This window comes from Pedobacter sp. AC379 (assembly GCF_979258145.1).
Genome location: NZ_OZ409839.1, coordinates 3,272,823 through 3,296,583, shown reverse-complemented (window position 1 = coordinate 3,296,583; position 23,761 = coordinate 3,272,823). Strand labels below are relative to the sequence as shown.

Here is a 23,761-nt window from a genome sequence, read left to right as displayed (position 1 = left end):
ATTTAGATTAAATTTGCCCTCAGACTGATACTGAGGGCAAAAACTTACGAAAATCATTTGTTGATAGACACCATATTCTTATTGTCCATCATGCGCTTTCCTCACAACTTTGCTAGCCACCTTTTTCAGGTAAGCTGCAAAATCATCAGATACCCGTTGGGGCTTGAAAGAGATGTTTTTCAAATCATCATTAAACAATATGCTATACCAGATTAATCCACCTAAATATTTCCCTGCATCATTGGCGTGGTTAGGGTCGAAGCTTAATTGATCCTTGTTCCAGAAGTACCCGATATTTAGCGAATTGGTCTGATCCGGCAAATTTGGCGCAACTGGATGATCATAATTAAATGAAACATCGGGCTTGAAAGCATATTTTTTATCGGTAGCCACCATTTCGAAAGCATCACCAACTGGTAAAATATGTGCATTGATCCTTTTTGCAAGGAGATGATAAGCTGCACGGGATTTTTGCCACATTTCTTCCTGATTCTTCGCGGTTATGCCTTCACTTATACGCCCAAACTTCTTTGCATCAGAACGGTAAGCCCAGGTTTGATGGATTACGATACGGGCCTGAGGCTGTAGTGTTCTTACATAGGCAACCAGTTTGTTGGCATAGGGATAATAGCTCGAGGAATCGCCCGAGAGGAAAGAATATTGCTGTATAGTAACAATATCCCAATTCCCTTGCCCCAATAACATTTTTAATGATTTACCATTATAAGGTTTGCTCTTGAGATCGCCTACATTGGCCTCTGCTTTTTCTACATAACCCCAGTGTTGTTCGAGTGAATGCCCACCGAGTTCGGCACGCCCGATAATAAGGGTTTTCCCCTTCTCTTTGGCCAGTTGAGGCAAAAAGGCCGAAGCGTTTTGTGAAAAGCTATTTCCTATGATAAATAAGCGTAAGGTATCCTGCCGGTTTTGAGCAAAAAGATCAGTAACCAGGCAGATCAGCAGCAGAAAAAGAGCTGTGGGTTTAGCTAAAGGAGATCGCTCTATTTTGATGTCAATCTTCATTCTTTTTAATTTTTAGGGGCCTTCTCCTGCGATTTTACATATTCATACAATTGAGTTCCTGCCAACAAAAACGCACCCACACCGTAAACCTCTGTACTGTTTGCATTTACAGCATCCGGACTTGCGCCAATAGGTTGCACATAACCCAGCATGCCATCATCATGAACAGCAGATACCAGAGCTTTCCATGATTTTTCTACCACAGGAAGATATTGCTTCTTTTCCAAAAGCCCATGGTTTAAGCCCCAGGCAATTGCATAGCTAAAAAAACCTGTACCGCTCATCTCCTTAACCGGGAAACTCGCGGGATCCAATAATGATGCATGCCAGCTACCATCTGGCTGCTGTAAGCTGGCAACTTTACCCACCATATCTTTATAGAGTTGTACCAATTTAGCCCTGTCGGGATGGTTTTTCGGCGTATTTTCGAGTACCCTTACCAAACCAGCCAACACCCATCCATTGCCCCTCGACCAAAATATTTTCTGACCGTTTTTTTCTCTTTTGTTAAAGAAACTTTCATCTCTAAAAAACAGCTTCTCTGTTGGGTCGTAGAGGAATTCGGTGGTTTTCCACCACAATTTTACTGCAGTATTTAAGTACTTTTCATCTTTGGTAGCAGTGCTCAGATAAGCTAAAGCAGGAGGACCCATAAAAAGGGCATCGCACCAGGCCCATTCTCTGTTTTGGATTTTATTTTTCCAGTTTAAAGGCTCGTTATGTGGTTGATTTACAATGCTGTCTGCCTGCAAAATAAATGGAGCAATCATCTTTTTCTTTTTAAATTTACTATAAAGCTGAGCATAAGTTTGCCCCACACAATAGTCGTCCGCATGAAAACGTAAATGTCCGGTATTCCAAGCCAGCTCATCGCCAATATCTACCAGCGTTTTAAGATAATGTTCATTACCTTTAATGTTGCCAAAAGCGAAAATACCAGTATAACAGGCCCCATTTGTCCAATCGGCTTTTCGATGGTTAAAACCTTTATTTTTCCAGGTATCCAATTGCCAGTCTGCCACCCGTTGCATCATTTTAAAAATGTTTGTCTTTTGCAGAACCGAATCTCTTTTAGCATGCGTTGGCGCAGAAAAAGCGCTGTATCCGCAGCAGCCAGTAAGTATTAATATTAAAAGCAAGTGTCTAAAATTCATGTGTTTCATATTTTTATTTTATTATTTATTATTTTGGTAAACCCTTACATAATCTACTTCGAACCTGGCCGGAAAGGATGTTTTTGAAGGATCTCCACCTTGTTTTCCACCTATTGCCAAATCGAGCAACATATAATGCGGTTGTTTGAAAGGATTAATATTGGTACCATTCTGGTTCACCAGCTTATCTAAAAGCACCTTGTTTAAGAGCTGGTTATCTACATAAAGTGCAATGCTGTTCTCGTCCCAGTCCATTCGCCAAATGTGAAATTGATCCGCCCAGGCCTGACCGCCCAGGGAATCGATATTTTTCTCCGTGCTAAACCAGGCATCTTTTCGATCGGCTCCCATAAAGGCAATATTGGCGAGCAGTTTTTTCCGGTAATATTCCATCATATCAATTTCGCCCGTTGCAGGCCACGATCCTTTTATTCCCAATGTCCACCAGGCTGGCCAAATGCCATCGCGGATATCAATTTTACCACGCATCACAAACCTGCCGTAAAGCCAGCTTTGCAGTCCTTGTGTTTTGATACTGGCGGAAGTATAATCGGCTTCTTTGCGGTTTTTCTTCCAATCGTTGCTTCCTTCCTTAAAATTGGGATTTGTCTTTTTCTCCCTTTTTGCTTCGAGGATTAATTTTCCGTTTTCACATCTGGCATTTTCTGGTTGATACCATTGAAATTCTTCATTGCGTTCAAATCCAAGTTCGTAGGTCCAGTTAGCCGGATCGGGCGCACCATTGCCATTAAATTCTTCGGCCCATACCAGTTTGAAACCATTGGCGGTGAGTGCTGGCGGCATAGGCTGTTTTTGCTGTTGTGCTACTGCAGATAATCCAGCGAAGAGTGTACAGGCTATTAAAAAGGGGGTTCTTAAATATTTTTTCATGGGATTGATTTATTGGTATCCGTTTAAACGTAAAGGCATCAGTGTTGGAAATGTCCAGGCATAATCGTGTTTAGGATACATGATCGGGCGATATGGCGCCAGGTATTTCTCATATTCCGCGTCGGAATAAATGCCGTTCATGGCCTCCAGAAGATTGGCTGGCTAGAAGCCCGTTTCTGTATACACCGCTCCCGTTGCAGGATTTTTGAAGAATTTCCATTCTTCAGGATGCTGGTTATAGTAGTGCAAATAATCAAGCGATTTCTTAAATGATGCCTCGTTTTTTGTTGCGGCAAAAAGATTTTCACCGGTTTGGTTATAGATCACCCAACTCGAAGCCGTTAGCGGAGCCAGCGAAAAATAGGTATACCAGATTCCTTTGCCCTGTCTTTTTACTTCTTCAACCATGTGACCATCTGGTGAAATCTTATCGAAAAGATCATTTTTAATCAGCGCAATATTTTTCTGTAAATCTTCCTGATCATCGAGATAGGTATCAGCCAGTATGGAAGCCAGCCGGGACCAATCGCCTGAGTTATTGTTGCGGAAACGAATGCTATTTGCTGCTTCCCGGAAAACGTTTTTAGTCCACAATTTAAATTGCACAACATCTTGCGGCTTCCATTTTTTATAGTTTTTAAGCAAGTCTGCACTGATCATTAGGGTGGTACCAGAGTAAGACATTACCAGCGAACCATCTAATTGTGAATATTTTTTGTTAATGGATGCCCATGCATTGAGAAAATAAATCGCTTTATCGGCATATTTGGTTTTCCCGCTCAGTTGATAGGCCAGGGCACAACTATAAGCCGAAAAACCATCTACCTGAAGAGCCAGTGAGGTTTTCCGGTGGCCATCCTTGTCCTGGTAAAATCCGGGAATGCTGAAATCTGCTACTGCATGCTGCTCTACCAGCAAGGCAGAATCTGCTTTGCTGATCAGTGCTTTATAAGCTGAGCTATAAGGTTCTTTTTTGGCTTTGAGCTGCCTTTTAACAAAATCAATCTGTTGTTGTGGGTGCATGCCCTTAAGTTGGTTTTGCGCAAGCACCTCCTGTCTTTGCAGCGTACTTAAAAGGAATGTTGTGAGAAAAGTGAAAAGAAAAAACTTTAAATGGTTCATGGTATTTATTTGGTTAAAATGGGATGCTGAAATATGCAACTGCTCCCTTTATTTATGATATTAAATCTTTTTTGCTATGTCCGATTAGGTAGCTTATATGTCCAACGCCTATTATGTTACACTGTATTGCTTTCAGCGCTATAACGTTTTTTATATTCAGACGGACTGGTTTCGAATTGTTTTTTAAAACAAACACTAAAATATTTTGCGTTGTTAAACCCGGTTTGATAAGCAACTTCTGCCACGGTTAAATCTGCATGTTCGAGCAAATAGGCACTTCTTTTCAATCTGATATTTAAAATAAATTCTTTGATAGACATGCCAACAATATCATTGATTTTTTGATAAAGAATTGTTCTTCCTGTGTTCATATCCGACACAAAACCGTCGACCGAATAATTGGGATTGGCCATATTCTGCTCAATAAATTTCATGGCCTTAATCAGCAGTTCCTCATCCATTGAGGTAATGGTAACATTAGATGGATCGACCACCAGGCGCTTGCTGTACATTTCGCGCATTTCTTGCTGGTTTTTCAAAATGGTATCAATCTGCTGAATGAGGTATTCTACTTCAAAAGGTTTGTCGATAAAAACCGTGGCTCCATGTTCAAGCGCTTTGGTCTTGTTCTGGTGCACATCGCCCATACCAGATATCATTACGATAGGGATATGGCTGGTTTTAAAATTCTGCCGCAAATGGCTGCAAACCTCAAATCCATTGGTATTAGGCATCACCAGATCGGTAATAATCAGTTGCGGATAGATCTTTTCGGCCTTAATAATGCCTTCCATTCCATCGCTGCCCATATATACATTGTATTTTTCAGACAGTCGCCGTTCCAGATAATTCCGAAGATTAGGGTCATCATCAATCAGTAAGATGCTGGTGGCTTTTCTGGCATTTTTCAGTGTATGATCGGGTTCTTCAGCTTCTAACAGGATATCGTCTATCTCTGAGATGGTATAATCATATACGCTTGACTGCATATCGCCGGAGCCCGCTTCTTTTTTGAGTGGGAGCATCATGGTAAAAGAAACTTTATTGGTTTTATTCACCATCCAGATTTTCCCCTCAATGGCATCCACAAGTTCCTTGACAATAGCAAGGCCAAGCCCTGAACTTTCTTCAAAAGTTGGCCGGTAAGACGACAAACGATTAAAAGAGGTAAATAAGGTAGCAATCTGCGCTTCAGAAAACCCGATACTGGTGTTCAATACCTCCACAGAAATATATTCCCGGTCCTGATGATCTGGCATAACATCCAGACGCAGTTTTTCTTCCGCTGTAGATTGACAAATCCGTACGCCAACATAACCCTTGTTCGAGGTATATTTTAAGGCATTGGAGAAAAGATTGGTCAAAATCTTTTCGATAATATCGTAATCAAAGGCAACATATAAATGATCTTCATGTGCCGTTATGTTGGTTTCAATCTCTTTTTTATTCGCGTAAAGTTCAAAAAGGCCAAAAACATCGTGTACGAAGCTGATAAAATCTCCAACCTGAGGGTTTAACGTCACTTTCTGGCTTTCGATTTCCCTGAAGCGTAACAATTGACTGATTGTACGCTGGATACGGGCCACATTTTTCTCAATTAACTGCATATAACCAGTGGCATGATCATTTTTTTGCACAGTTTCTTTTAACTGTTTAAGGGGTTCGAGTACCAGGGTAAGCGGTGTCTTCAGATCATGTGAAATATTCGTAAAAAAATCTGTCCTCGCCTGGTTTAAATCCCGCATATTCTGTTCCTTCATCGCTTCTAAAGCCAGCCGTTCCTTAAAAACCTTTTTATTGGTAAAGTAACGCATAATGAAAAACAGGAGCCCCAGTACAATTAATGTATAAATGGAGTAAGCCCACCACGACAGGAAAAACGGTGGATTTACATGAAAATAAAGTTTCGAAACCTCGCTGCCCCAAAGCCCATCATTATTAGAGGCCTTTATTTCAAAAGTATAATCGCCACTGGGTAAATTAAAAAACTGTACAGCATGTTGACTGGTATTGATCTTGAGCCACTTATCGCTCAGGCCGACCATGCGATAAGAAAATTGATTTTTATCGGCCGATAGATAGCTGTTTGAGGAAAACCGGATTTCGATGTTTGACTGATTACTGGAGAGTGAAATCCTTCCGTTTTCCTGATTGCTTAAAGTAGAAATATCTTTCACCAATGGCGAATCTTTGGAAATGTTGCTCACCTGTTGGTTGTTGATGAGCAGGCCAGTGAAAAATACCTTCGGCTTTTGTAGGTTTTTGTTCAGGTATTGCGGATCGAAGAGTAAAAAGCCATTTGTTCCCCCAAACAACATCTCTCCGTTTTTGGTTTTATAGGCCGATCTTAGATAAAAAGAGCCGCAACTGTTTGCCTTATAAAACCTGGCTTTTTCAAATTTTTGATTTTTTTGATCGAAAAAATACAGTCCATCATTGGTACTGAACCAAATATTTCCAGAAGCATCATCTTCAAGAATGCCGAAAACGATCTTTGGAGGGAAGCCATTTGCACCATTGAAATTAAGGTATCGGCCATCTTTCTTTAAAATGTTGACTCCTCTTCCGGAAGTGCCGAGCCAAAGATCGCCATTTGATGCTTCATAATAGCTACAAAGGTGATTAACCGCATATGGGCCATTTTTGATGACATAATGCCGCAGCACTTTTAGGGTTTTGGGATCTGCAATGTACAATCCCTGATGGCTAACAACCCGTAAATGCTGTTGCTGATCAAGCGAAATGGCCTCAATTTCTACATCTATCGGTTGACCGTTTAAACCAATAAGATTCACGATTTCAGTTGCTGACGCTGGCTGGTTTTTCTTCCGGTGAAAGAAGGTTTTATCAGGATCTGTCATCCACCAGGTACCTTCGGCATCACGTACAAAATCATACACGGCTAAGGGCTGTTTACTTTCTGGCGAGCGTATATCCAGGTTGCTAAAGCGCCCGGTCGCCATTTCATAGGCAGAAATGCCACCATTAAAAGAAGATACAAACAGGTGTTTTCGCTCAGGATCAAATTCTAAGCGCTTTACCATGTTGGAATTGATGGAGTTAACTTCGCCTTTGGTGAAATGACGGAAAGTATCCTCCTTTCTGTTCCAATAGTTAAGCCCGCCTCCCTCGGTTGCAATCCAAACATTGCCCAGGTCGTCTTCCTGGAAACCGCTAACTATTGGATGGTTAAGCCCCCCAGGGCTCGGTGTAAAATAGCGCACATATGCATCATAGAGTGAACAATAAGCAATTTTGCCACCATAAGTTCCGATCCAGGCACCCTGATCTGGATCGCTATAAATGGTCCAGATCGAATTATTTGGCAGGGAAAAAGCATCGTTCAGGTTCATTTTGAGCAGTTTGCTTGTTTCTGTCCTCGGATCGTAAAGCAAAAGTCCCGACTGTGTAGCTACCCACAGCATTCCAACCTGATCGATGAAAATCTTTTTAGCCATAGTTGCCTGGTTCCCTCCGGTCACTATTGGAATATTTTTTTTAATGGTTCCCTTCGCATCGGTAATGAATATACCACTGTATTGTGTGAGGAAATAGTAATCGCCATGATAGGCCAGTGCATCGTTAACTACATTTGAGGTTTTGCCCAAATCGACAAAAATGTTAAAGCGCGATGCTTTGATATCAAACCTATACAACAAATTTTCCTGCGAAAGATAAATATTACCCTTCAGGCTAATTACGCTATTGAAATATTTGCTGGTAGGCAGTTTAATTTTTTTGACCGCCTTGTTTTGCTGGTTATACTTTAACAGGCTATCGCCCGAAAGCATATAGACACTACCATCATCATGCAGACAGATTGAGCGGATTTTCCCTGGAAGAATTAAATCAAAATTAAACCGTTCGAAATTAAACCTTAACAAACCGTGGTTGGTTGCCAAAAACAATCCGCCCTTTTTATCGGTTACAAGCGAGCCATAAGCCCACTTTACCTTCGGATTACTCAATGAGGCCAGTTCGTTTAACTGATAAAAGCTGTTGCCGTCGTACATAAAAACAGCATCAGGACCGGTATACCAGATTCGCCCCAGGCTGTCCTTAGTGATGCTCTGAATGCCTCCGTAATAGAATGTTTCGGGCATCACGTGAAAACGATACCTGGAAATATCAATCGCAAATGCACTCTTTAACAGAAATGCATTAAAACAAAATAGCAAACAAATGATTTTCCGGATATCCATAAAGTTGAAGCAGAAGCAGGTAAAGTATTGGATTTTGAAATTACCACTAAAATTTTTATCTATAAATTTATTTCGATTTCTATTCTCTTTTATATTGACGATGTTACACGCCTGGAAGGGAAATCACTAAATGATGGTGTCAATCATTTCTAAATCGAAGTGCTCTTTTACCCAGCAGCAAACAAGCGCTTCGATAAGACCTTCTTATTGAACAGCTACATCTATCAGCTTGAGCCACCCGGTGGAAGTTAAATCGCCATTTACAGCAATTTTTATCCCCGGTTGATTTTCTTTTGTCGTATCAACAATGGCTACTGCCCAGGTATAATTTCCTGCAGGAACACCTGCGCTTAGCTTAAATTCGTATGTAGCAGGGTTATTTTTCAACCAGGTTGATGGTTCGGCTTTGCTATCAACAAAAACTTTCTTCACGTTGTTATTACCATCAAGGAGTGCAAAAGCCACCTTATATTTGAAGTTCCATTGCTTAATGTTGTTTGGAAAGTAACCCCAGCCCATGTTTCTCCAACGGTGTGTAATGGTGGTTTCCCTTCCACTGGCCAATTTTTCGGGCAGATACACCTGATCCGGATATAAACGGTAGCCACCTTCAGAAACAAAGCGTTGTGTTAAGTTGAATGCCTTGGTAAACCAGCTTTCAATTTCTCCAACACGGAAATCCATCATGTTCACTGCTGCGTCTGCTGAGGCATCAAATTCGCCCTGGCGTACATCTTCAGGATGATCTTCCCTATATTTACCATTCGGATCGGTCCAGTAGCGGTGAGTGCCTGTGGTAATCCAGCCTCCTTCCATAATAACCGGACATTTAAAACTCCATGTTTTGGCAAAGTTTTTTTCCCAGCTTTGGTAGTAATCGCTCATGCCGAAAGCATCCTGCCTTAAAATGTAACCTTTGTTAATTGATTTCACTAAAAGTTTATCGCTATTTACATTGGCTGCGCCCCAACTTGCCGGGTGACCTATTAAGCGGTGATAGTTGATTACCATCGGCACTTTATCGAAATTCTTTGTATAGAGGTTGGTTACCCAGTCAAAAACCTGTTCCTTAAGCGCTTCGGTATTTGCATCAGTTGAGGTATTGGGATCTTCATAGATTACATTGTGTGCCTCGCCCCATTTACCCAAGCCATAGGCATCGATAAAAGAAGTACGAACCGGGTCGTTGAAATCCTTGGCCAGTTCTTCAATAAATTTCGTATAATATTGCTGAAAAACTGGATCCTGAGGATAAGGCGTACGGCGGCTAGGGAATTTACTGTCTTCCAGGTAATACTTCGCTCTGGCATCGAATACAAACTGCGGGGTATTTAAACCCTGGTCGCGACCATCCACAACGATCCTGAAAGCAATTGGCAAACCTCTGCTTTCTGCACCTTTAATCATTTTATAAAGTGCTGAACCTGGATTTCGCCATGCATAAACGCCGTTTGAGGGATTAAACGTTGCCCAGCTGGTTCGGATATAACAGGCAGAAGCATAATCTATCGCCTTAACTCTTTTTCCTAAATCGGGGACATAATATTCGGTATCCCAATAGGATTCGTTACCCGAACCCGAGCCGTACATTACCCAACCGTTAAGCGGGTTGCGAAATACAGCACTCCTGTTGTACTTAGGTTTAACCAAAGTACCTTCAGCCTTAGCCGTTTCTTCATCGACATTTTTTTTACAGGCAAAGCCCATAACACCCATCAGGGCTAATAATGCTTGTGAAATCAGTATTTTATAGTTCATTTTTTTCATCTTTTCATTTTTATGAGGTCCCATCAATTGTGGCTAAGGGAAACAACCTGTCATTTATTTTATCGTTTTTCTGCCAGTATGGTCATGTTACGCAGGTCGAATACAATCACATTTGTACCAGATGGAATAGTATAATAAGAATTGCGCTGTGCACTGGTGGACCCTCCAAATAGTGATGCAACAGTGCCCTGCAGGATGGTAAGTTCTTGTGCAGTACCTGTAGCGGTAAGCGGGCAGCTGAATGCGTAGGCCAGGTTTTTATTGTTATCATTACCTCCGTAAACAATAAACTTGGTTTTACCCACCCTGCCTCCGGTGTATACCAAAATCTGCGGATCGGCCAGACTCACCTTACAGTCCATTTTTATCGGGGTTCCAAAACTATTAACAGCTCCGTGCATCCATAACTCAGCGATGGTGGTTGTTTGGGCAATTCCGCCATCTCCGCTCCAGGTTACAACCTTTGGTGCCAAAGCCTGGGCCGGAGAATAGATGATTGCGGTGGCCTTTTGCATGTTTACCACAACGCGGTATTTCCCGGCCGTCTCAATTTTCCATGAAAAGGCAGTTTCACGCATTTTTATGCCAATAGCGGTCCCGTCTTTTACCGTCGTAGCCGCATCAGCAGAGGCGATATAATTTGTTGCGCCATTATATTCGACAGGAATTTGTAGCTCACCAGGCTGTAGGTCGATCAGGTAGGCATACTGATTCAAATTCTCTAAAGTTTTAGGCATTTCAACCTTACTCAATCCCGGAACAGCGCTTCCACCCAAAAATATTTTATCGGCATCAAAAACAACTGTTCGGATAGGCGTTACGTTAACCTGTACTGTTCTCACTTCAGGCGATTCAAAAGTGGCGCCACCCTCCCATTGAGCAACAACCCTGAACTCCAGTGTAAAGGACTTGTTAGTAGGAATGCCCCATTTCTGATTTGCCCAGTTTTGTAACTGTTCAGAAGTGAAACTTCTGCTAAATGTTCCATCATCTTCATAATTCATAATAGCGGTAGCCGATCCGAAGTTGTTCCCAACCAGATCCAATTTGGTGATGTAAGAAACCAAGTGATCATCTGATTGCGGTCTCGCCGGATGCCAGGTGAAGGTGACAATTTCTTTGCTGAGGTTATTTTCATCAAGTGTTATATTCGCCGAAGATAGCTGCAGTGCCAATTGTTCTTCAACTTTTTCAATGTCGCTGACTCCCTTTTTGCAGGCTGTAAAACCGATCAATAAAAACAGTAAAGGCCATGTTTTATATAAAAATCTATTTTTTTTCATCTGATAATAGCATAAGTATTCATTTTAAATTATTCTATTTTAGCACACTTAGCACTACTTACCGTAACCCGGGTTTTGAGGAAATACTGCATCACGGTTTGCATCAATAATTGACTGTGGAATTGGCCATAAGGCATGAAAGTCCATCACCTTATCTTTAATTGCCGTATTATAAAGTTTCACCCGATCTACCAGCTTGTTGGTACGTACTAATGTAAAACGGCGGCTTTCCTCTCCCACCAGCTCCCTGATCCGTTCATCGAGGAGAAAATCCATGGTCATCTGGCCTGCGCCTACTACCGAGGCACCAGCACGTTTACGCACCTCATTTACGGCATCAGCGGCTTTCGCCGGGTTTCCTTGTCCTAAGTAAGCTTCTGCAAGCAGCAGATAGGTTTCTGCCAGTCTAAATTTCACCCGGTCTTTATAACTTCCGGTTAGGCCAAGGTTCTCTGCCCGCCCGTAAAAAAACTTGGTGATTGCGGGAAATAAACTTTTGGTAGAAAACCAGGTTTGTTCGGTAATATTTGCTTTTTTGCCATATAGAGCGGTTTCGCCAGGGTTATTATAGTACCAGTTGCGTTTGATGTTATAGTTGGAATTACGGATATCCGTTGCCTCAAAAATCCCCGGAACATTACCTGTAGCATTTGTACCTGCGGTTCCAACCCACCACTTCATCGGTGTGAGCTGTGCAAGTCCCCTTCCACCTAAGGTATCTGCTAAAACGAAACCCGTCATGGTAGAATAATTTGGACTCCAGGCCCTGCGGCTCCAATCGTCTGAATTGGTACCACCACCTACAGTATTAAATTCGAACTGTAAAACCCAGATACTTTCCCGGTTTGCGTTTTTTAACCTGTTCTGGTTATTCTCCAGAAACAGATCACTGAAAACATCTCCAGCCTTGTCTTTATTTACGCCAAATCGTGTTTTCATTAAGCCATAATAGCCACTGTTGATTACCGCGAGTGCAGCTTGCTCAGCAGGTACATAGGCTTTGTTCAGCAGGTGCATTTCGCTCAGTAGATGGTAAGCAGCCCATTTGGTAAGCTTCCCATCTTTTACCTGATCTGGATTTGCAGGTAAGTGCTGGCTGGCAAAAGTCAAATCGTCAATAATATGTCCCAAAACCTCTGCTTTTGGTGTGCGGGTAAAATTGAGTTTAAAATCGTATAAAATGGTTTCTACATAAGGTACGTCTCCATATAAATATACCAAGGTGCGATAAGCATATGCGCGGAAAAATCTGGCCTCTGCCTGAAAACGTTCTTTATCGGAAGGGGAATCCCAGTTGGTATTTTTTTCCGAATAAATGAGCATTAAATTAGCCGACGAGATAATGCTGTATGCCCAGTTCCAGTACGTGCCAACAAACCTTTCTGATGAGTTTAAGGTGAGATTGGCGAAAGGCAGCAGTGATGCATCGCTGTTGATTACATCAGCAATATCTGTTGCCGCTTGTAAAGCCTCGTAAGGGCATGCCCCATTATGGATATAAGCACCGCCTTCGCCAAAAGTGTTGTATTCTGAGCGGGTAAGGGCGTATAAGCCTGCACTTCCTACTTCGAACCCATAAGTACTGGTATAAGTATTGGTTGGTGCCAATTCTGTTTTCAAATCTTCTACCAGAAATTTTTTACACCCCATTGCCGAAAACAATATGATGAGTGCCAATCCTGTTTTTATAATTTTTTTCATGTGATAAAAAGCGTTAGAAATTTACGTTTAAACCGAACATATAAGACCGGGCGGTTGGATACGAGGCCATCCAGGTATTATCATAATTGAGCACCTGCCTGATGTTCGAAATTGTATTTAGATTGTTAACACTCACGTTAACATCAATACCATTTACACCCAGCTTTTTGGCCAGCTGTTGTGCTATTCGATACCCAAGGGTGATATTTTTTACCTGTACATAAGAAACTTTTTTATAGTAGCCATGCCCGAAGTTGTTGGTATATCCCGGCGAAACAATTGTTGCTTCCGGATTTTCTGGCGTCCAGTAATTGGCATTGTGCACGTAGTTGGTTATTCCGAAAGTCCACGAACCGATATTGGCCATATTATCATCGCGCCAAACGCCAAATACCCCCGTTACCAATGCCGACAGGTAAAAGTTTTTGTAGCTTAATCGGTTGCTTAATGAGGCGGTATACCTTGGCATCTTAGAGCCAATTACTTTGCGGTCTTTAGAATCGATGAGCCCATTACCATCCACATCTTCTAATTTGGCAGCGCCTGCTGCCGCACCTTGTTGAACGGTATAGTTTTCGCCTTTTTGCCAAATGCCGACCATGTTATAATCGTAAAAAACCCGTAGCGGTTTACCAATAAACCAACTGTTATTTACGTCGTCCAGTCCATCGCCCCTGAGTTCTACAATCTTATCGCGGTCTAAGGAGAAAACAGCTGTCGAATTCCATTTAAACTTTTTTGCATCAATATTGAGCGAGTTTAAGGTAATCTCGAATCCTTTATTTTGGGTTTGGCCGATATTATCCCAGATTCTACTGTAACCGTTCATGATCGGAACGGTACGGGTCATCAATAAATCTTTCGTTCTCGACAGATAGGCATCAATTGTACCGCTTAAACGGTTTTTAAACAACTGAAAATCCAGACCAACGTTAGTGGTATAAGTTGTTTCCCATTTCAGATTGGGATTACCAACACCATCGCCAGCAAGGTAAGCGGTATTTACGGCCGTTCCGCCATCGCCCCAGATGTATTTTACGCTCGAGTAAAGGCGATCTAGTGTTCGGTAAGCCGTCATGGCCTGGTTACCATTAGCACCATAGGAAACCCTTATTTTGAGTAAATCGATCCAGTTTAGCTTATCTTTAATAAAACTTTCCTCACCGATATTCCATGCCAGGGCAGCTGATGGAAAAAAAGCATATTTATTGTTTTCGCCAAATACGGAAGCACCATCCGAGCGGCCCGTAAAGGTTACGATGTATTTCCCTTTATAGCCATAATTGATCCGCCCCATATAAGATAAAAGTGCTGTTTCTGATAAATTTGATGACATGGTGAGGTTGCGTGCCGCTGTACTCATCATGTAATAACTGGTGTTATCGGTTACAAAACCCTCACCGCTCTGCGATGAACCAACACTTTTGGTTTGTTGCATACTAAATAAGCCTGTAGCATCAAAACGGTGATCGCCGAGGGTGCGCTCATACTTCAGAACGTTTTCCCAGGTATAATCATTATAATGCCCATTATTGATAGATGCCCTGCCACCAACTAAACCGGCCTGCTCGCGTCCATCAAAGGTATTTCTTCCATAGTAAGTGCCTGTAAAGCTGCTCCTGTAGTTGTAACCGAAATTTGATCGTGCAGAAAGTCCTTTCAATGGTAATTTAATATCTGCATAACCACTGAGAAAAAAGCTACGGTTTATTCTATCCTGGTCTGCATTCACATTACGCATGGGGTTAACAATCAGCGACGATTCCATCGGCTCGGGAACATAATAACCCGCAGCATCTATGTATTTACCATAAGGGCTCATTTTGATGGCATGTTCAATGTTCGGCGTAATGCCTCCATCATTTCTTTGCGAAAACTGGGTACCAAGGCCAACAGTTAACCAATTATTAAAGGTCTGGTCGATATTAGCAGTGACATTCAGTCTCGAAAGCTTCGAATTATAAACCACACCTTCCTGACTGAGCGAAGAAGCTGCCGCCATGTACTTGGTGTTTTGCGTGCCACCAGAGATACTTAACTGATGGTCCATCGTTATTCCCCTTTTAAAGATATAATCTTGCCAGTTATGGGTAATGCCATTTTTATAGTTTTCACGCTCGGTTACACTCATGATGTTTCCGGCAATAGGATCGAGCTGATCGCCGGTATACCCTGATTTTAAACGACCGATATCCTGTTTCAAGCGGATAAATTCGTTTGGTCCCATTACATCAATCCGTTGCATTGGCTCAGCAAAGCCTAATTGCCCGCGATAGGCAACCTGTGCTTTACCCAACATCCCTCTTTTTGTCTGGATCAGGATGACACCATTAGATCCTCGGGCACCATAAATGGCCACCGCCGATGCATCTTTTAAAATGGTCAGGTTTTCAATATTATTGGGGTCAAGGTCTACCAATGATCCGCTGTAAGGTATCCCGTCTAAAACAATTAGCGGTGAGTTATTGGCCGATAATGAGTTCTCTCCACGGATCAGTAAAGCCTGGTCCTGGCCGGGTGCAGCATTTCCTGTTGTGATATTAAAACCTGCTACCTGCCCAACCAAACGATCCATGAGGTTCGGCGTAGAAACCATATTGATCTGCTCCTTTCCTACTACAGCCAAACCTCCGGTCAAGTCTTTTTTCTTGGCGGTACCATAGCCCACAACTACTACCTCATCCAGCTGTTTATCGCTAGCCATTTTTACATTAACTATCCCTGAGGCATTTACGCTTGCTTCCTGGTTGCTAAAACCAACATAAGAAAATACCAGAATAGCAGCAGGTGCCGCCTGCAAGGTATAATTTCCGTCTTTATCAGTAGAAGTACCCGTATTGCTTCCTTTAACCCTTACGGAAACCCCAACGAGCACCTCGCCCTTCTCATCGGTAACTTTACCGGTAACTTTTTTCAGATCCTGCGCATAACCGATGTTTATCATCAATAAAAGCAGCACAAGCACTATAATGTGGCCCTGGAGCCTGATTCGTATTTTTTTTATCATGTAGAATTATATATGGTTAGTATTCGAATTATTATTTTTTCTGCTGCCCGGGCAGGCATGAGCTTAAAGAGATTGGAAGTCTATCATGGGCCTGATGGTTTGCTGGTAACTGTGATGTTTTGCTCAGACTTGGCGCAAATGACAGCTGCCCGAAAATCAATGATCTGTTGAATGCTCATATTATTTGGTTGTGATATCTGGTTAGTACAAAACTACCGCTAAAGCCTATTCCAAAGGGTTCGTTTTTGTACGGAAATGGTTTGTTTTTGTACAAAGGAGGCACTAAAGGGTTATTGTTATAGAAATTTTAGCGAAATAAGGGTTACTTACTCGGGCGCATATTTTTCTGTTTTAAGTAGTTCTGAAGACTTAAAAAATATCCCTCATATAAATGTTTACTTAATGTTTTTGTAATAATCTGCTACGATATACCAGGCTTTTTTGCGGAATCCCTGGTCTGACACAAGGCCCTTTCTATTCCAGCCATCCTGATAAGTTGGATGGAAACGGAAAGGTGATCGAAAATCGAACAATACCCAGGGAGAAATTCCTCGCAGGTTTGGAATGTGTTTAAACATCTCCAGATTGTCTTTATACAGCTGAGCCTGATAATCTTCACTCCATGAGCTCGCTACATCAGCATCTCCGGTTTTTCCGTACAAGGCTTCTGCGCCAAATTCAGAAATAATTAAAGGCTGATTTCTGGCCACATCCCAAATGGCCTTATCAGGTGTAACCGGCCATGGATGATACCAGCCCATGTATTTATTAATGACTACCACATCTAATTCCTTAATGAAAGGGTCGTCCATAACAAAACATTGCCTGTTGCGGTCAAACTTTACTAAATCGAATGCGGCTGTGATTAACCGGGTACTATCAATCTCCTTTGAACATTTGATCAGGTATTTCAAAAACTCATTTCTGGCTTTTGAAGGCTGTGTTTCATTTGCCATGCCCCAAAATGAGAGCGCACACCGGTTTTTATCCCGCATCACCATTTCCTTTATCATGGCTCCGGCCTTTTTTCTGGTTTCCTGATTTTCAAAATCAATTCCCTGCCAGATTGGTGTCTCTTCCCATAACAAAAAGCCCATTTTTTCGGCCGCACGTACCGTATATTCATTTTGAGGATAATGTGCCAAACGGATCATGTTACAACCCAATGCCTTCGCTTCAGACAAAAGCATCACGGCATCGGCCTCAGAAAAAGCGCGACCTTTACGCTGTGGAATCTCTTCGTGAAAGCTGATGGATTTTAAAAAAACCGGCTTATCATTGAGGTAAATCTCCGTTCCTTTTACAGCCAGGTTTCTAAAACCGATCATTTCATTTACCACATCTTCGGCAGTAGATACGCGTACGCTATAAAGCTTGGGCGATTCTGGCGACCAGCGCTGCAGCTGTTTTATATTGTTGATTGTAGCCCTGGCGATTCCCTGTTGATCTGTAATCAGCTTCTCTTTAATTTTCAACTCAGGAATTTCGACAGTTAGCGCTACATTTGCCTGGCTATCAGAAACTTTAACTGTTGCATTGATTTGATTGTTACGGTGTTTATCCAGCTGAATAAAATAATCTTGGATATAAACTTTGGGTGTTGATACCAGCATCACATCACGCGTAATGCCTCCATAATTCCACCAATCGAACGATTTTGCAGGAATGGCATCAGTGGTCCGGGTATTGTTTACCTCCAGGACTAAAAAGTTATCTGTATTCTTGACCAAGTCTGTTACCTCAACCTGAAAGGGCGTAAAACCACCTTCATGCGCAGCAATTTCTTTTCCATTGAGGTAAACCTTACAGCGATAACTTACCGCTGCGAAATAAATAAACAAGCGTCCATTCTGCTCTTTAGGTACATCAAAATGTTTGGCATACCAAACAGTGCCTTCATAGTACTTCAGTTCCGGCAACTGGCTGTTCCAATCAGATGGTACATTTAGTTTTAAGCCGCCATCAAAGGAATATTCATAAAAATCTGTTTTACTTACAGGTTTTTGTTCAGGTAAATCTTGTTCTTTCTCCCCTGATCATATTGATCTACAATGGCATCCCATTTCCCATTAAGAGATTGCGTTTTTCTTCCATATACATTGATCAGAATGTCTTGTGCAAAAATGTTCGACAGCAAGCAGCACAGCAGTATCAGCAAAGAAAAAATGGTTTTGCTTAGCTTCATAAAATTATTGGTTTACTTTTTAACGATTTTCATTGCGAAGCCACCGCCCTGCGCCATAGTAATGGGTAGTTTGCGATTGGCAGGAATACTGATCCGCTCTTTTCTGTAATCGGATGCGATTTTATCGGCGTTTACGCCATCGTGGTAAATCTCTGCAACATAATCTCCTGTACCGAGGAAGCTGAGATCAAGATCCAGCTTGCGGGCATCCCAGTTGGTTAACGAGCCCAAATACCAGGTATCGCCCTTTTTGCGTGCGGTGGTAATATATTGTCCAATCTCACCATTAAGGACGATGGTGTTGTCCCATACTGTGGAGATAGCGCTGATGAAGTCAGTACATTCCTGCTCCCTTTCATAATTATCGGGGCTATCACAAAGCATATTTAAAGGCGATTCAAATACCACATATTCGGCCAGCTGCCTGCAGCGGGTTCCCTGGCTCATCGGTTCATCATTTATTCCCCTATGGCTACGCCTAGTTGCGTTGCGCATGGCTCCCTGGGTATAATCAACAGGCCCTGCAACCATCCTGATAAAGGGCATGGTAACATCATAGGTAACCATATCCATTTCAGGCCCCGTCCATTTCATTTGCTCAAGGCCGTTCACCGCTTCGTAATTGATTACATTCGGGAAAGTGCGGTTCAGGCCTGTAGGTTTATAAGTTCCGTGAAAATCAACAAGCAGTTTATATTTAGCAGCTGTTTCTGCCGCCCGGTAATGAAAATCGACCATCTCCTGGTCATCACGATCCATAAAATCGATCTTGAAACCTTTTATTCCCAGTTGCGAATAATGTTTACACACTTTTTCCAGATCCCGCTCAAAAGCGTAGTATCCAGCCCAAAGGATCAGGTCTACATTTTTAGATTTTCCATAGGCAACAAGCTCCTTCAGGTTAATTTCGGGTACAACCTCGAATAAGCTGGCTTTGAGGTTTACCGCCCAACCTTCGTCGAGAATGACATATTCAATTCCGTTTTTGGATGCAAAATCGATATAGGCTTTATAGGTTTGATTATTTACACCAGTAATAAAGTCTACTTTACTGATGCCCCAATTGTTCCACCATTCCCAGGCTACTTTTCCTGGTTTTATCCATGAAACATCTGTTAACCTACTGGGTTCGGCCAGTTTATAAACCATATCATTGTCAGCCAATGCTTTATCAGTTGTGGTTACAATAGCAATACGCCAGGGAAACTTAGTTTGAGCCTTGCTCTTAGCCAGATAAGGCTGGCGGGAGGTCACCATCTGTTGCAGCTGGTTATGGCCACCCTGTTTTGTAGATTTGGGATAAGGTGCAAAATTTGCTTCCAGGGTGGTGTTGCCGCCAGGATTATAAAGATACATACCAGGATAGCTTTGCAGATCTGCCTCGGCTAAACATACTTTCTTCCCGCCGTCAAGTTCTACCACCAGTGGTGAGAAAGCCAGTTTATCCCTGTTCATTTCACTCAGAAGACTGTAGTCATATGTGTTTTCAAATGAGTTGAAATATTGTCCTTCAAGTGTCTTCTCTTTAGTTTTCACATATGGAATGTAGGCTTTGTGATCTTTAGGAAATCGGAACGATGCCAGTTCTTCATTTACGATGAATTCCTTTTTACCATTGGATACGAAACGATAGGCCATTCCCTCATTATAAACCCTAAAAATCAATTTGAAATCTTCTTTGAAATCAAGTGTTGATTCCGAATATTCATCATTTATCCGGTTTCTTTTGTAAAAGTGCGCGTCAATTTTTTCTTTAACAAGCATGGTTTTGGCCTGCTTCAATTGGGATTTGATCCCAAAGGCGTTTCCATCACCCAGTTTCATAGCGATGGCGTTAGCACTCAGTATCAGTTTGCCATCGTAAAGCAGCTGATAGCCAATAGTATCAGTAAGCAGAATACCCACTTGCAACCGCCCATCAGGCGAACTAACACTAACCTTCTTCTGGGCGATGGCAGGGATTGTTAGGAACATTAAAAGGAATAGGCGTAATATTTTTTGTTTCATCTTTGTTTACCTCTTTTTTGAATGGTTGATTTCTCCTGACCGGGCAGTGGTTTAATTGTATGCTGACATTCCTTCAGTCAGAGTTCTGGTATTTCTATAATGTTTGTGGTATCGGAGAATTTCCAACAGTGTGCGAAAATGTTCCTATCGATCATCTCATAATAATTTGTAGTTTTCGTATTTGGTGAGTCCAAAACTAGCTACCAGTACCTATCTGAAGGGTTCGGTTTTGTACGGAAATGGTTCAGTTTTGTACAGAAAACATGATTATCCCAGATATCAATTCAAAATGAGGATATAACTGAACATTTTGGCAAAAAGGCCTACCACAGAACGACCTTTAGCCAGTAGCAAAACTTACATCCATAAGCAGGAAGGATCGAGCTATCTCAGCTTGATCACTGATGTCACTCCACGAAAATTGTAAGCCGTGAGAGTACTTCCCGCAAAATCCGGTAAAATTGTTGATCATTCGAATCCGCTGTCAGCTGTCAGTTGTACAGAATTTACTTATCGTTAAGAACAAAAACACTGCCCTTAATTAGCGATATACATATTCGATAGGTATCGAAAAGTAGCTGAATAAATTAGAGACAAGAAACTTAAAAGCCTATCCTGTCACCGACGGGATAGGCTCTTTTTTATCTCAATTATTCGCTGGCAGGAGCTAGTCAATATATATGCCGTTAATGGCATTTTCCATGGCACTTTCCTTTATCCCAGGAACTTTTAGCCCTTCAGCGCGGAATACCGTCACATCGGTCATGCCCAAAAAACCAAGGAAAGCCTGTAGATAAGGAGCTACGAAATAATTAGCCCTACCCGGTCCTTCGGAATAGATACCTCCGGAAGACATTGCAATATAAACTTTTTTTCCTGCGACCTTGCCAACCGGTCCGGTTTCGCCGTATCCGAAAGTGATCCCCGCCCTTGTTACGTGGTCGATCCATGCTTTTAATGCTGAATGAATGGTGAAATTGATCAATGGCGCTCCAATAACAATAATGTCTGCGGATAATAGTTGTTTAACCAATCTGTCGGAGAGACTGATAGCAACTTTGTCTTCTGTTGAGAGCTGATCGTCTGGAACGAAGAACGTACGGAGAACATTGGGATTTAGATGTGGCATTTCCGGTTCTACTAGGTTTAGTTCTTCCAGTACGCTGCCAGGATATTTTTCATGGATTCGTTCGACAATAGCATTGCCCAGCTTAATGCTGTATGAATCTTTACCTTGTATACTGGACTTTAGATGCAGAATGCGCTTCATAATTCTTTTTGTTTAATATGTTTAACTTTAACTCTTGAGAGGTCGGTACTGAGATATGCACATCATCTTAGTCCGACCGAAATCATCAGGGCAAAGGTAGAGGACAGTATTGGAAAAAAGCCCGTACTTACTCCAAGGAAAGTACTTACTTCCAGGAAAGTGCTTATCTTTGTTTAATGATAGATCTCATTAAAACATCCCTTCCAAACCGAGACGAGTGTGCAAGCTCACTTAGAAATGTTCTTGATGCCCTTTATGTGCTAAATGGTAAATGGAAACTGGCTCTGATTCTGTCACTGATCCAGTCTTCCAGGCGTTTTGGCGAGATACAGCGAGATCTCGATGGTATATCGCCGAAGGCACTAAATAACGAGCTTAAAGACCTGGAATTGAATGGCTTTATCAGAAGACATGTATATGAAACAACGCCTGTTAGTATAATATATGAGGCAACTGATTACAGCAGAACATTGAAGGGAGTAATAAGTGAATTGAGTAGCTGGGGTGAACAACACAGAAACAGAATCAAAGAAAGCATGAGAAAACAGGCATAAGATAAGAGCCACTTCTCTTTACCATGTATGATCCTCCAAAACCTTTGTGTTATTTTTTTCAAAAATTTTCCAGCCCTCGTTTGGTTGCGTAATACCCCAATTTGGTTTTTTCCTTGCCTGATGACGCAACATTCTATCAACAAAAACCAGAAAAATGAAGATCGTATCAATAGGTTCCCTAGGGAATATAAGTAAACCGCTCACAAAATATTAATCGAAAAAGGACACACAGTTACTGTCATCAGCATAATGCCGGACGTAAAGCAGAAATCGAACGCCTTTCACCCCATTTCGCTTTAAAGTGACCACCTGTTTCGGGGCAAACTGGCCGTTCTGATCTTTCATTCAGCTTTTTTCGCAACTGGCTTTCGGGAATAATTTTTCAATTTCTGCACAAAATAAAGGCTCCTGGGAGCATATCTACTATTCGGGATGGACTACGGTCACTTCGCTGTTTTGAAGGGGGTATGGCGTTTTTTTACGCGTTCCAGTACCTGCGAATGGATTTTGATCGCTAGAAAGGTCTGAATTGAGGATAAATCCGGCAGTAAGATGGATTAAACAGAAAAGTCCTGAGGAAAATGGATTTGGATCCGAAGTGTATATTTGTTCAGAGGGAAAGGAACTTAGATGTGCATCATCCGGTAATCAATTTGGTGGCCAGTTTGGCCCGAAACAGAGGGGTCACTTTCACCGAAATACACAGGCTAGGCCCGTATAACAACTAAATATAAACATATCCCTGATTACTTCTTGAATAGGGTCGGCAAGCGGCAGATTTTTGAGAATATCCAATTCATTATCATCAAGCACCTCCCGGTCTTTGGAAACTATATTTCTTTTAAAATAAATAAATGGGTCTCTCACAATCCAACCAAATTTCAAAGCTAGTCCCATCATCTTTTGGAATCTTTCCATATGCTTCATTACGGTATTGTTGGAACAGACCCTTTGTCCTTTATCAGGTGTTTTGGTACGGAGATAAATGCTGAAATCTGTTAAAAACTTAAAATCTATTTTAATTAGCATAATATCTTTTAATTTTTTCTTTTTTAGAAATTCTAAAATAAAACGCTCAGTCGAATAGTAATTTTTCAAAGTTCCTGTTGCTAGAAGTTTTCCTGGTTCTGAAAAATGATACCTTACGAGCTCTGTTAAAGTTCTGCCATCCTCCTCTCCTTCGATCTTTTCCCTAATCTTTGCGGCTGTTACTTCCTGCTTCTGATACCGCAACTCATCGTACGCCGCGCCGATTTCGTTTGTGAGTTGCCTCATTCTATCCCGAATAGCATTGCTCTCTTGATCAGTACCTCTTAAACGTTGGGATTTTTGATCCCATTTTGATACTTCAACAGTTTTTTTTGTTGCAAAAAAAACAGCCCTTCCATCAACGGTAATTCTAACTGATAACGGAGCCTTCCCAAAGGCCTCCCTGTCCCTTCTAACGAAGAAAGTGACGCTAAAACTGTGGCTAGATTTCATAAAATCTTCTCCTATTTTTTAACCCAAATCTGCACCCAAAAAACAGCTAAAACGGCAACGATCTGGTCTGTTGTCCAAAAATTAATAATTGTAATAAATTTCAGTTTTCGTTG

The 23,761-nt window shown here is 41.7% G+C and carries 16 protein-coding genes; 1 reads left to right on the top strand and 15 read right to left on the bottom strand.

Features of this window, described 5'->3' with window-relative positions; translation table 11 throughout:
• Positions 1 to 78 precede the first annotated feature (78 nt).
• From ACZZZW_RS14585 to ACZZZW_RS14520, 14 genes are all read right to left on the bottom strand, one after another.
• Entirely contained in the window at positions 79 to 1,023 is a 945-nt protein-coding gene (locus tag ACZZZW_RS14585) for a DUF4886 domain-containing protein (RefSeq protein ID WP_463494399.1), read from the bottom strand.
• Between the two features lie 5 nt (positions 1,024 to 1,028).
• Positions 1,029 to 2,177, bottom strand: a complete 1,149-nt coding sequence (locus ACZZZW_RS14580; RefSeq protein WP_463494397.1) for a glycoside hydrolase family 88/105 protein — start codon at positions 2,175 to 2,177, stop codon at positions 1,029 to 1,031.
• A 21-nt stretch (positions 2,178 to 2,198) separates the two neighbouring features.
• Positions 2,199 to 3,068 carry a glycoside hydrolase family 16 protein gene (locus tag ACZZZW_RS14575; protein WP_463494395.1) on the bottom strand — a complete coding sequence of 290 codons (870 nt, stop codon included), beginning with the start codon at positions 3,066 to 3,068 and terminating at the stop codon, positions 2,199 to 2,201.
• Between the two features lie 9 nt (positions 3,069 to 3,077).
• Positions 3,078 to 3,209, bottom strand: coding sequence for a hypothetical protein (locus tag ACZZZW_RS14570; RefSeq protein WP_463494393.1), 132 nt, complete (start codon positions 3,207 to 3,209; stop codon positions 3,078 to 3,080).
• 21 nt (positions 3,210 to 3,230) lie between these two features.
• Positions 3,231 to 4,190, bottom strand: a complete 960-nt coding sequence (locus tag ACZZZW_RS14565; protein ID WP_463494391.1) for an alginate lyase family protein — start codon at positions 4,188 to 4,190, stop codon at positions 3,231 to 3,233.
• 116 nt (positions 4,191 to 4,306) lie between these two features.
• Entirely contained in the window at positions 4,307 to 8,392 is a 4,086-nt protein-coding gene (locus ACZZZW_RS14560) for a hybrid sensor histidine kinase/response regulator transcription factor (RefSeq protein WP_463494389.1), read from the bottom strand.
• A 204-nt stretch (positions 8,393 to 8,596) separates the two neighbouring features.
• Complete coding sequence (locus tag ACZZZW_RS14555) at positions 8,597 to 10,159, bottom strand: DUF4832 domain-containing protein (RefSeq protein WP_463494387.1); 1,563 nt, start codon at positions 10,157 to 10,159, stop codon at positions 8,597 to 8,599.
• A gap of 59 nt (positions 10,160 to 10,218) precedes the next feature.
• On the bottom strand, positions 10,219 to 11,442 hold the full coding sequence (locus ACZZZW_RS14550) for a SusE domain-containing protein (protein WP_463494385.1): 1,224 nt from the start codon (positions 11,440 to 11,442) through the stop codon (positions 10,219 to 10,221).
• 54 nt (positions 11,443 to 11,496) lie between these two features.
• The gene (locus tag ACZZZW_RS14545) at positions 11,497 to 13,143 is read right to left on the bottom strand and encodes a RagB/SusD family nutrient uptake outer membrane protein (RefSeq protein WP_463494383.1); all 1,647 of its coding nucleotides are present in this window, start codon (positions 13,141 to 13,143) and stop codon (positions 11,497 to 11,499) included.
• Positions 13,144 to 13,156: 13 nt separating this feature from the next.
• Complete coding sequence (locus ACZZZW_RS14540) at positions 13,157 to 16,150, bottom strand: SusC/RagA family TonB-linked outer membrane protein (RefSeq protein WP_463494381.1); 2,994 nt, start codon at positions 16,148 to 16,150, stop codon at positions 13,157 to 13,159.
• 395 nt (positions 16,151 to 16,545) lie between these two features.
• Entirely contained in the window at positions 16,546 to 18,069 is a 1,524-nt protein-coding gene (locus ACZZZW_RS14535) for a glycoside hydrolase family 2 protein (RefSeq protein WP_463494379.1), read from the bottom strand.
• Positions 18,070 to 18,143: 74 nt separating this feature from the next.
• A complete protein-coding gene (locus tag ACZZZW_RS14530; protein WP_463494377.1) occupies positions 18,144 to 18,335 on the bottom strand; it encodes a hypothetical protein in 192 nt (63 codons plus the stop codon).
• Between the two features lie 12 nt (positions 18,336 to 18,347).
• Positions 18,348 to 20,342, bottom strand: a complete 1,995-nt coding sequence (locus tag ACZZZW_RS14525; protein WP_463494375.1) for a glycoside hydrolase family 97 protein — start codon at positions 20,340 to 20,342, stop codon at positions 18,348 to 18,350.
• Positions 20,343 to 21,009: 667 nt separating this feature from the next.
• On the bottom strand, positions 21,010 to 21,612 hold the full coding sequence (locus ACZZZW_RS14520; protein WP_463494373.1) for an FMN-dependent NADH-azoreductase: 603 nt from the start codon (positions 21,610 to 21,612) through the stop codon (positions 21,010 to 21,012).
• Between the two features lie 176 nt (positions 21,613 to 21,788).
• Here ACZZZW_RS14520 and ACZZZW_RS14515 point away from each other — a divergent pair, with 176 nt between their 5' ends.
• The gene (locus ACZZZW_RS14515; protein WP_463494371.1) at positions 21,789 to 22,166 is read left to right on the top strand and encodes a winged helix-turn-helix transcriptional regulator; all 378 of its coding nucleotides are present in this window, start codon (positions 21,789 to 21,791) and stop codon (positions 22,164 to 22,166) included.
• A gap of 690 nt (positions 22,167 to 22,856) precedes the next feature.
• On the opposite strand, the gene ACZZZW_RS14510 is transcribed toward ACZZZW_RS14515, so the two are convergent.
• Positions 22,857 to 23,648 (bottom strand): phage integrase SAM-like domain and Arm DNA-binding domain-containing protein, encoded by a 792-nt coding sequence (locus tag ACZZZW_RS14510; RefSeq protein ID WP_463494369.1) that lies wholly within the window; start codon positions 23,646 to 23,648, stop codon positions 22,857 to 22,859.
• Between the last annotated feature and the right edge of the window lie 113 nt (positions 23,649 to 23,761).

What these genes read in the sequence shown, in the direction of transcription:
- ACZZZW_RS14585 (WP_463494399.1), bottom strand. Translation starts at nt 1,023, where the DNA reads ATGAAGATTGACATCAAAATAGAGCGATCTCCTTTAGCTAAACCCACA.
- ACZZZW_RS14580 (WP_463494397.1), bottom strand. Translation starts at nt 2,177, where the DNA reads ATGAATTTTAGACACTTGCTTTTAATATTAATACTTACTGGCTGCTGC.
- ACZZZW_RS14575 (WP_463494395.1), bottom strand. Translation starts at nt 3,068, where the DNA reads ATGAAAAAATATTTAAGAACCCCCTTTTTAATAGCCTGTACACTCTTC.
- ACZZZW_RS14570 (WP_463494393.1), bottom strand. Translation starts at nt 3,209, where the DNA reads ATGAACGGCATTTATTCCGACGCGGAATATGAGAAATACCTGGCGCCA.
- ACZZZW_RS14565 (WP_463494391.1), bottom strand. Translation starts at nt 4,190, where the DNA reads ATGAACCATTTAAAGTTTTTTCTTTTCACTTTTCTCACAACATTCCTT.
- ACZZZW_RS14560 (WP_463494389.1), bottom strand. Translation starts at nt 8,392, where the DNA reads ATGGATATCCGGAAAATCATTTGTTTGCTATTTTGTTTTAATGCATTT.
- ACZZZW_RS14555 (WP_463494387.1), bottom strand. Translation starts at nt 10,159, where the DNA reads ATGAAAAAAATGAACTATAAAATACTGATTTCACAAGCATTATTAGCC.
- ACZZZW_RS14550 (WP_463494385.1), bottom strand. Translation starts at nt 11,442, where the DNA reads ATGAAAAAAAATAGATTTTTATATAAAACATGGCCTTTACTGTTTTTA.
- ACZZZW_RS14545 (WP_463494383.1), bottom strand. Translation starts at nt 13,143, where the DNA reads ATGAAAAAAATTATAAAAACAGGATTGGCACTCATCATATTGTTTTCG.
- ACZZZW_RS14540 (WP_463494381.1), bottom strand. Translation starts at nt 16,150, where the DNA reads ATGATAAAAAAAATACGAATCAGGCTCCAGGGCCACATTATAGTGCTT.
- ACZZZW_RS14530 (WP_463494377.1), bottom strand. Translation starts at nt 18,335, where the DNA reads ATGAAGCTAAGCAAAACCATTTTTTCTTTGCTGATACTGCTGTGCTGC.
- ACZZZW_RS14525 (WP_463494375.1), bottom strand. Translation starts at nt 20,342, where the DNA reads ATGAAACAAAAAATATTACGCCTATTCCTTTTAATGTTCCTAACAATC.
- ACZZZW_RS14520 (WP_463494373.1), bottom strand. Translation starts at nt 21,612, where the DNA reads ATGAAGCGCATTCTGCATCTAAAGTCCAGTATACAAGGTAAAGATTCA.
- ACZZZW_RS14515 (WP_463494371.1), top strand. Translation starts at nt 21,789, where the DNA reads ATGATAGATCTCATTAAAACATCCCTTCCAAACCGAGACGAGTGTGCA.
- ACZZZW_RS14510 (WP_463494369.1), bottom strand. Translation starts at nt 23,648, where the DNA reads ATGAAATCTAGCCACAGTTTTAGCGTCACTTTCTTCGTTAGAAGGGAC.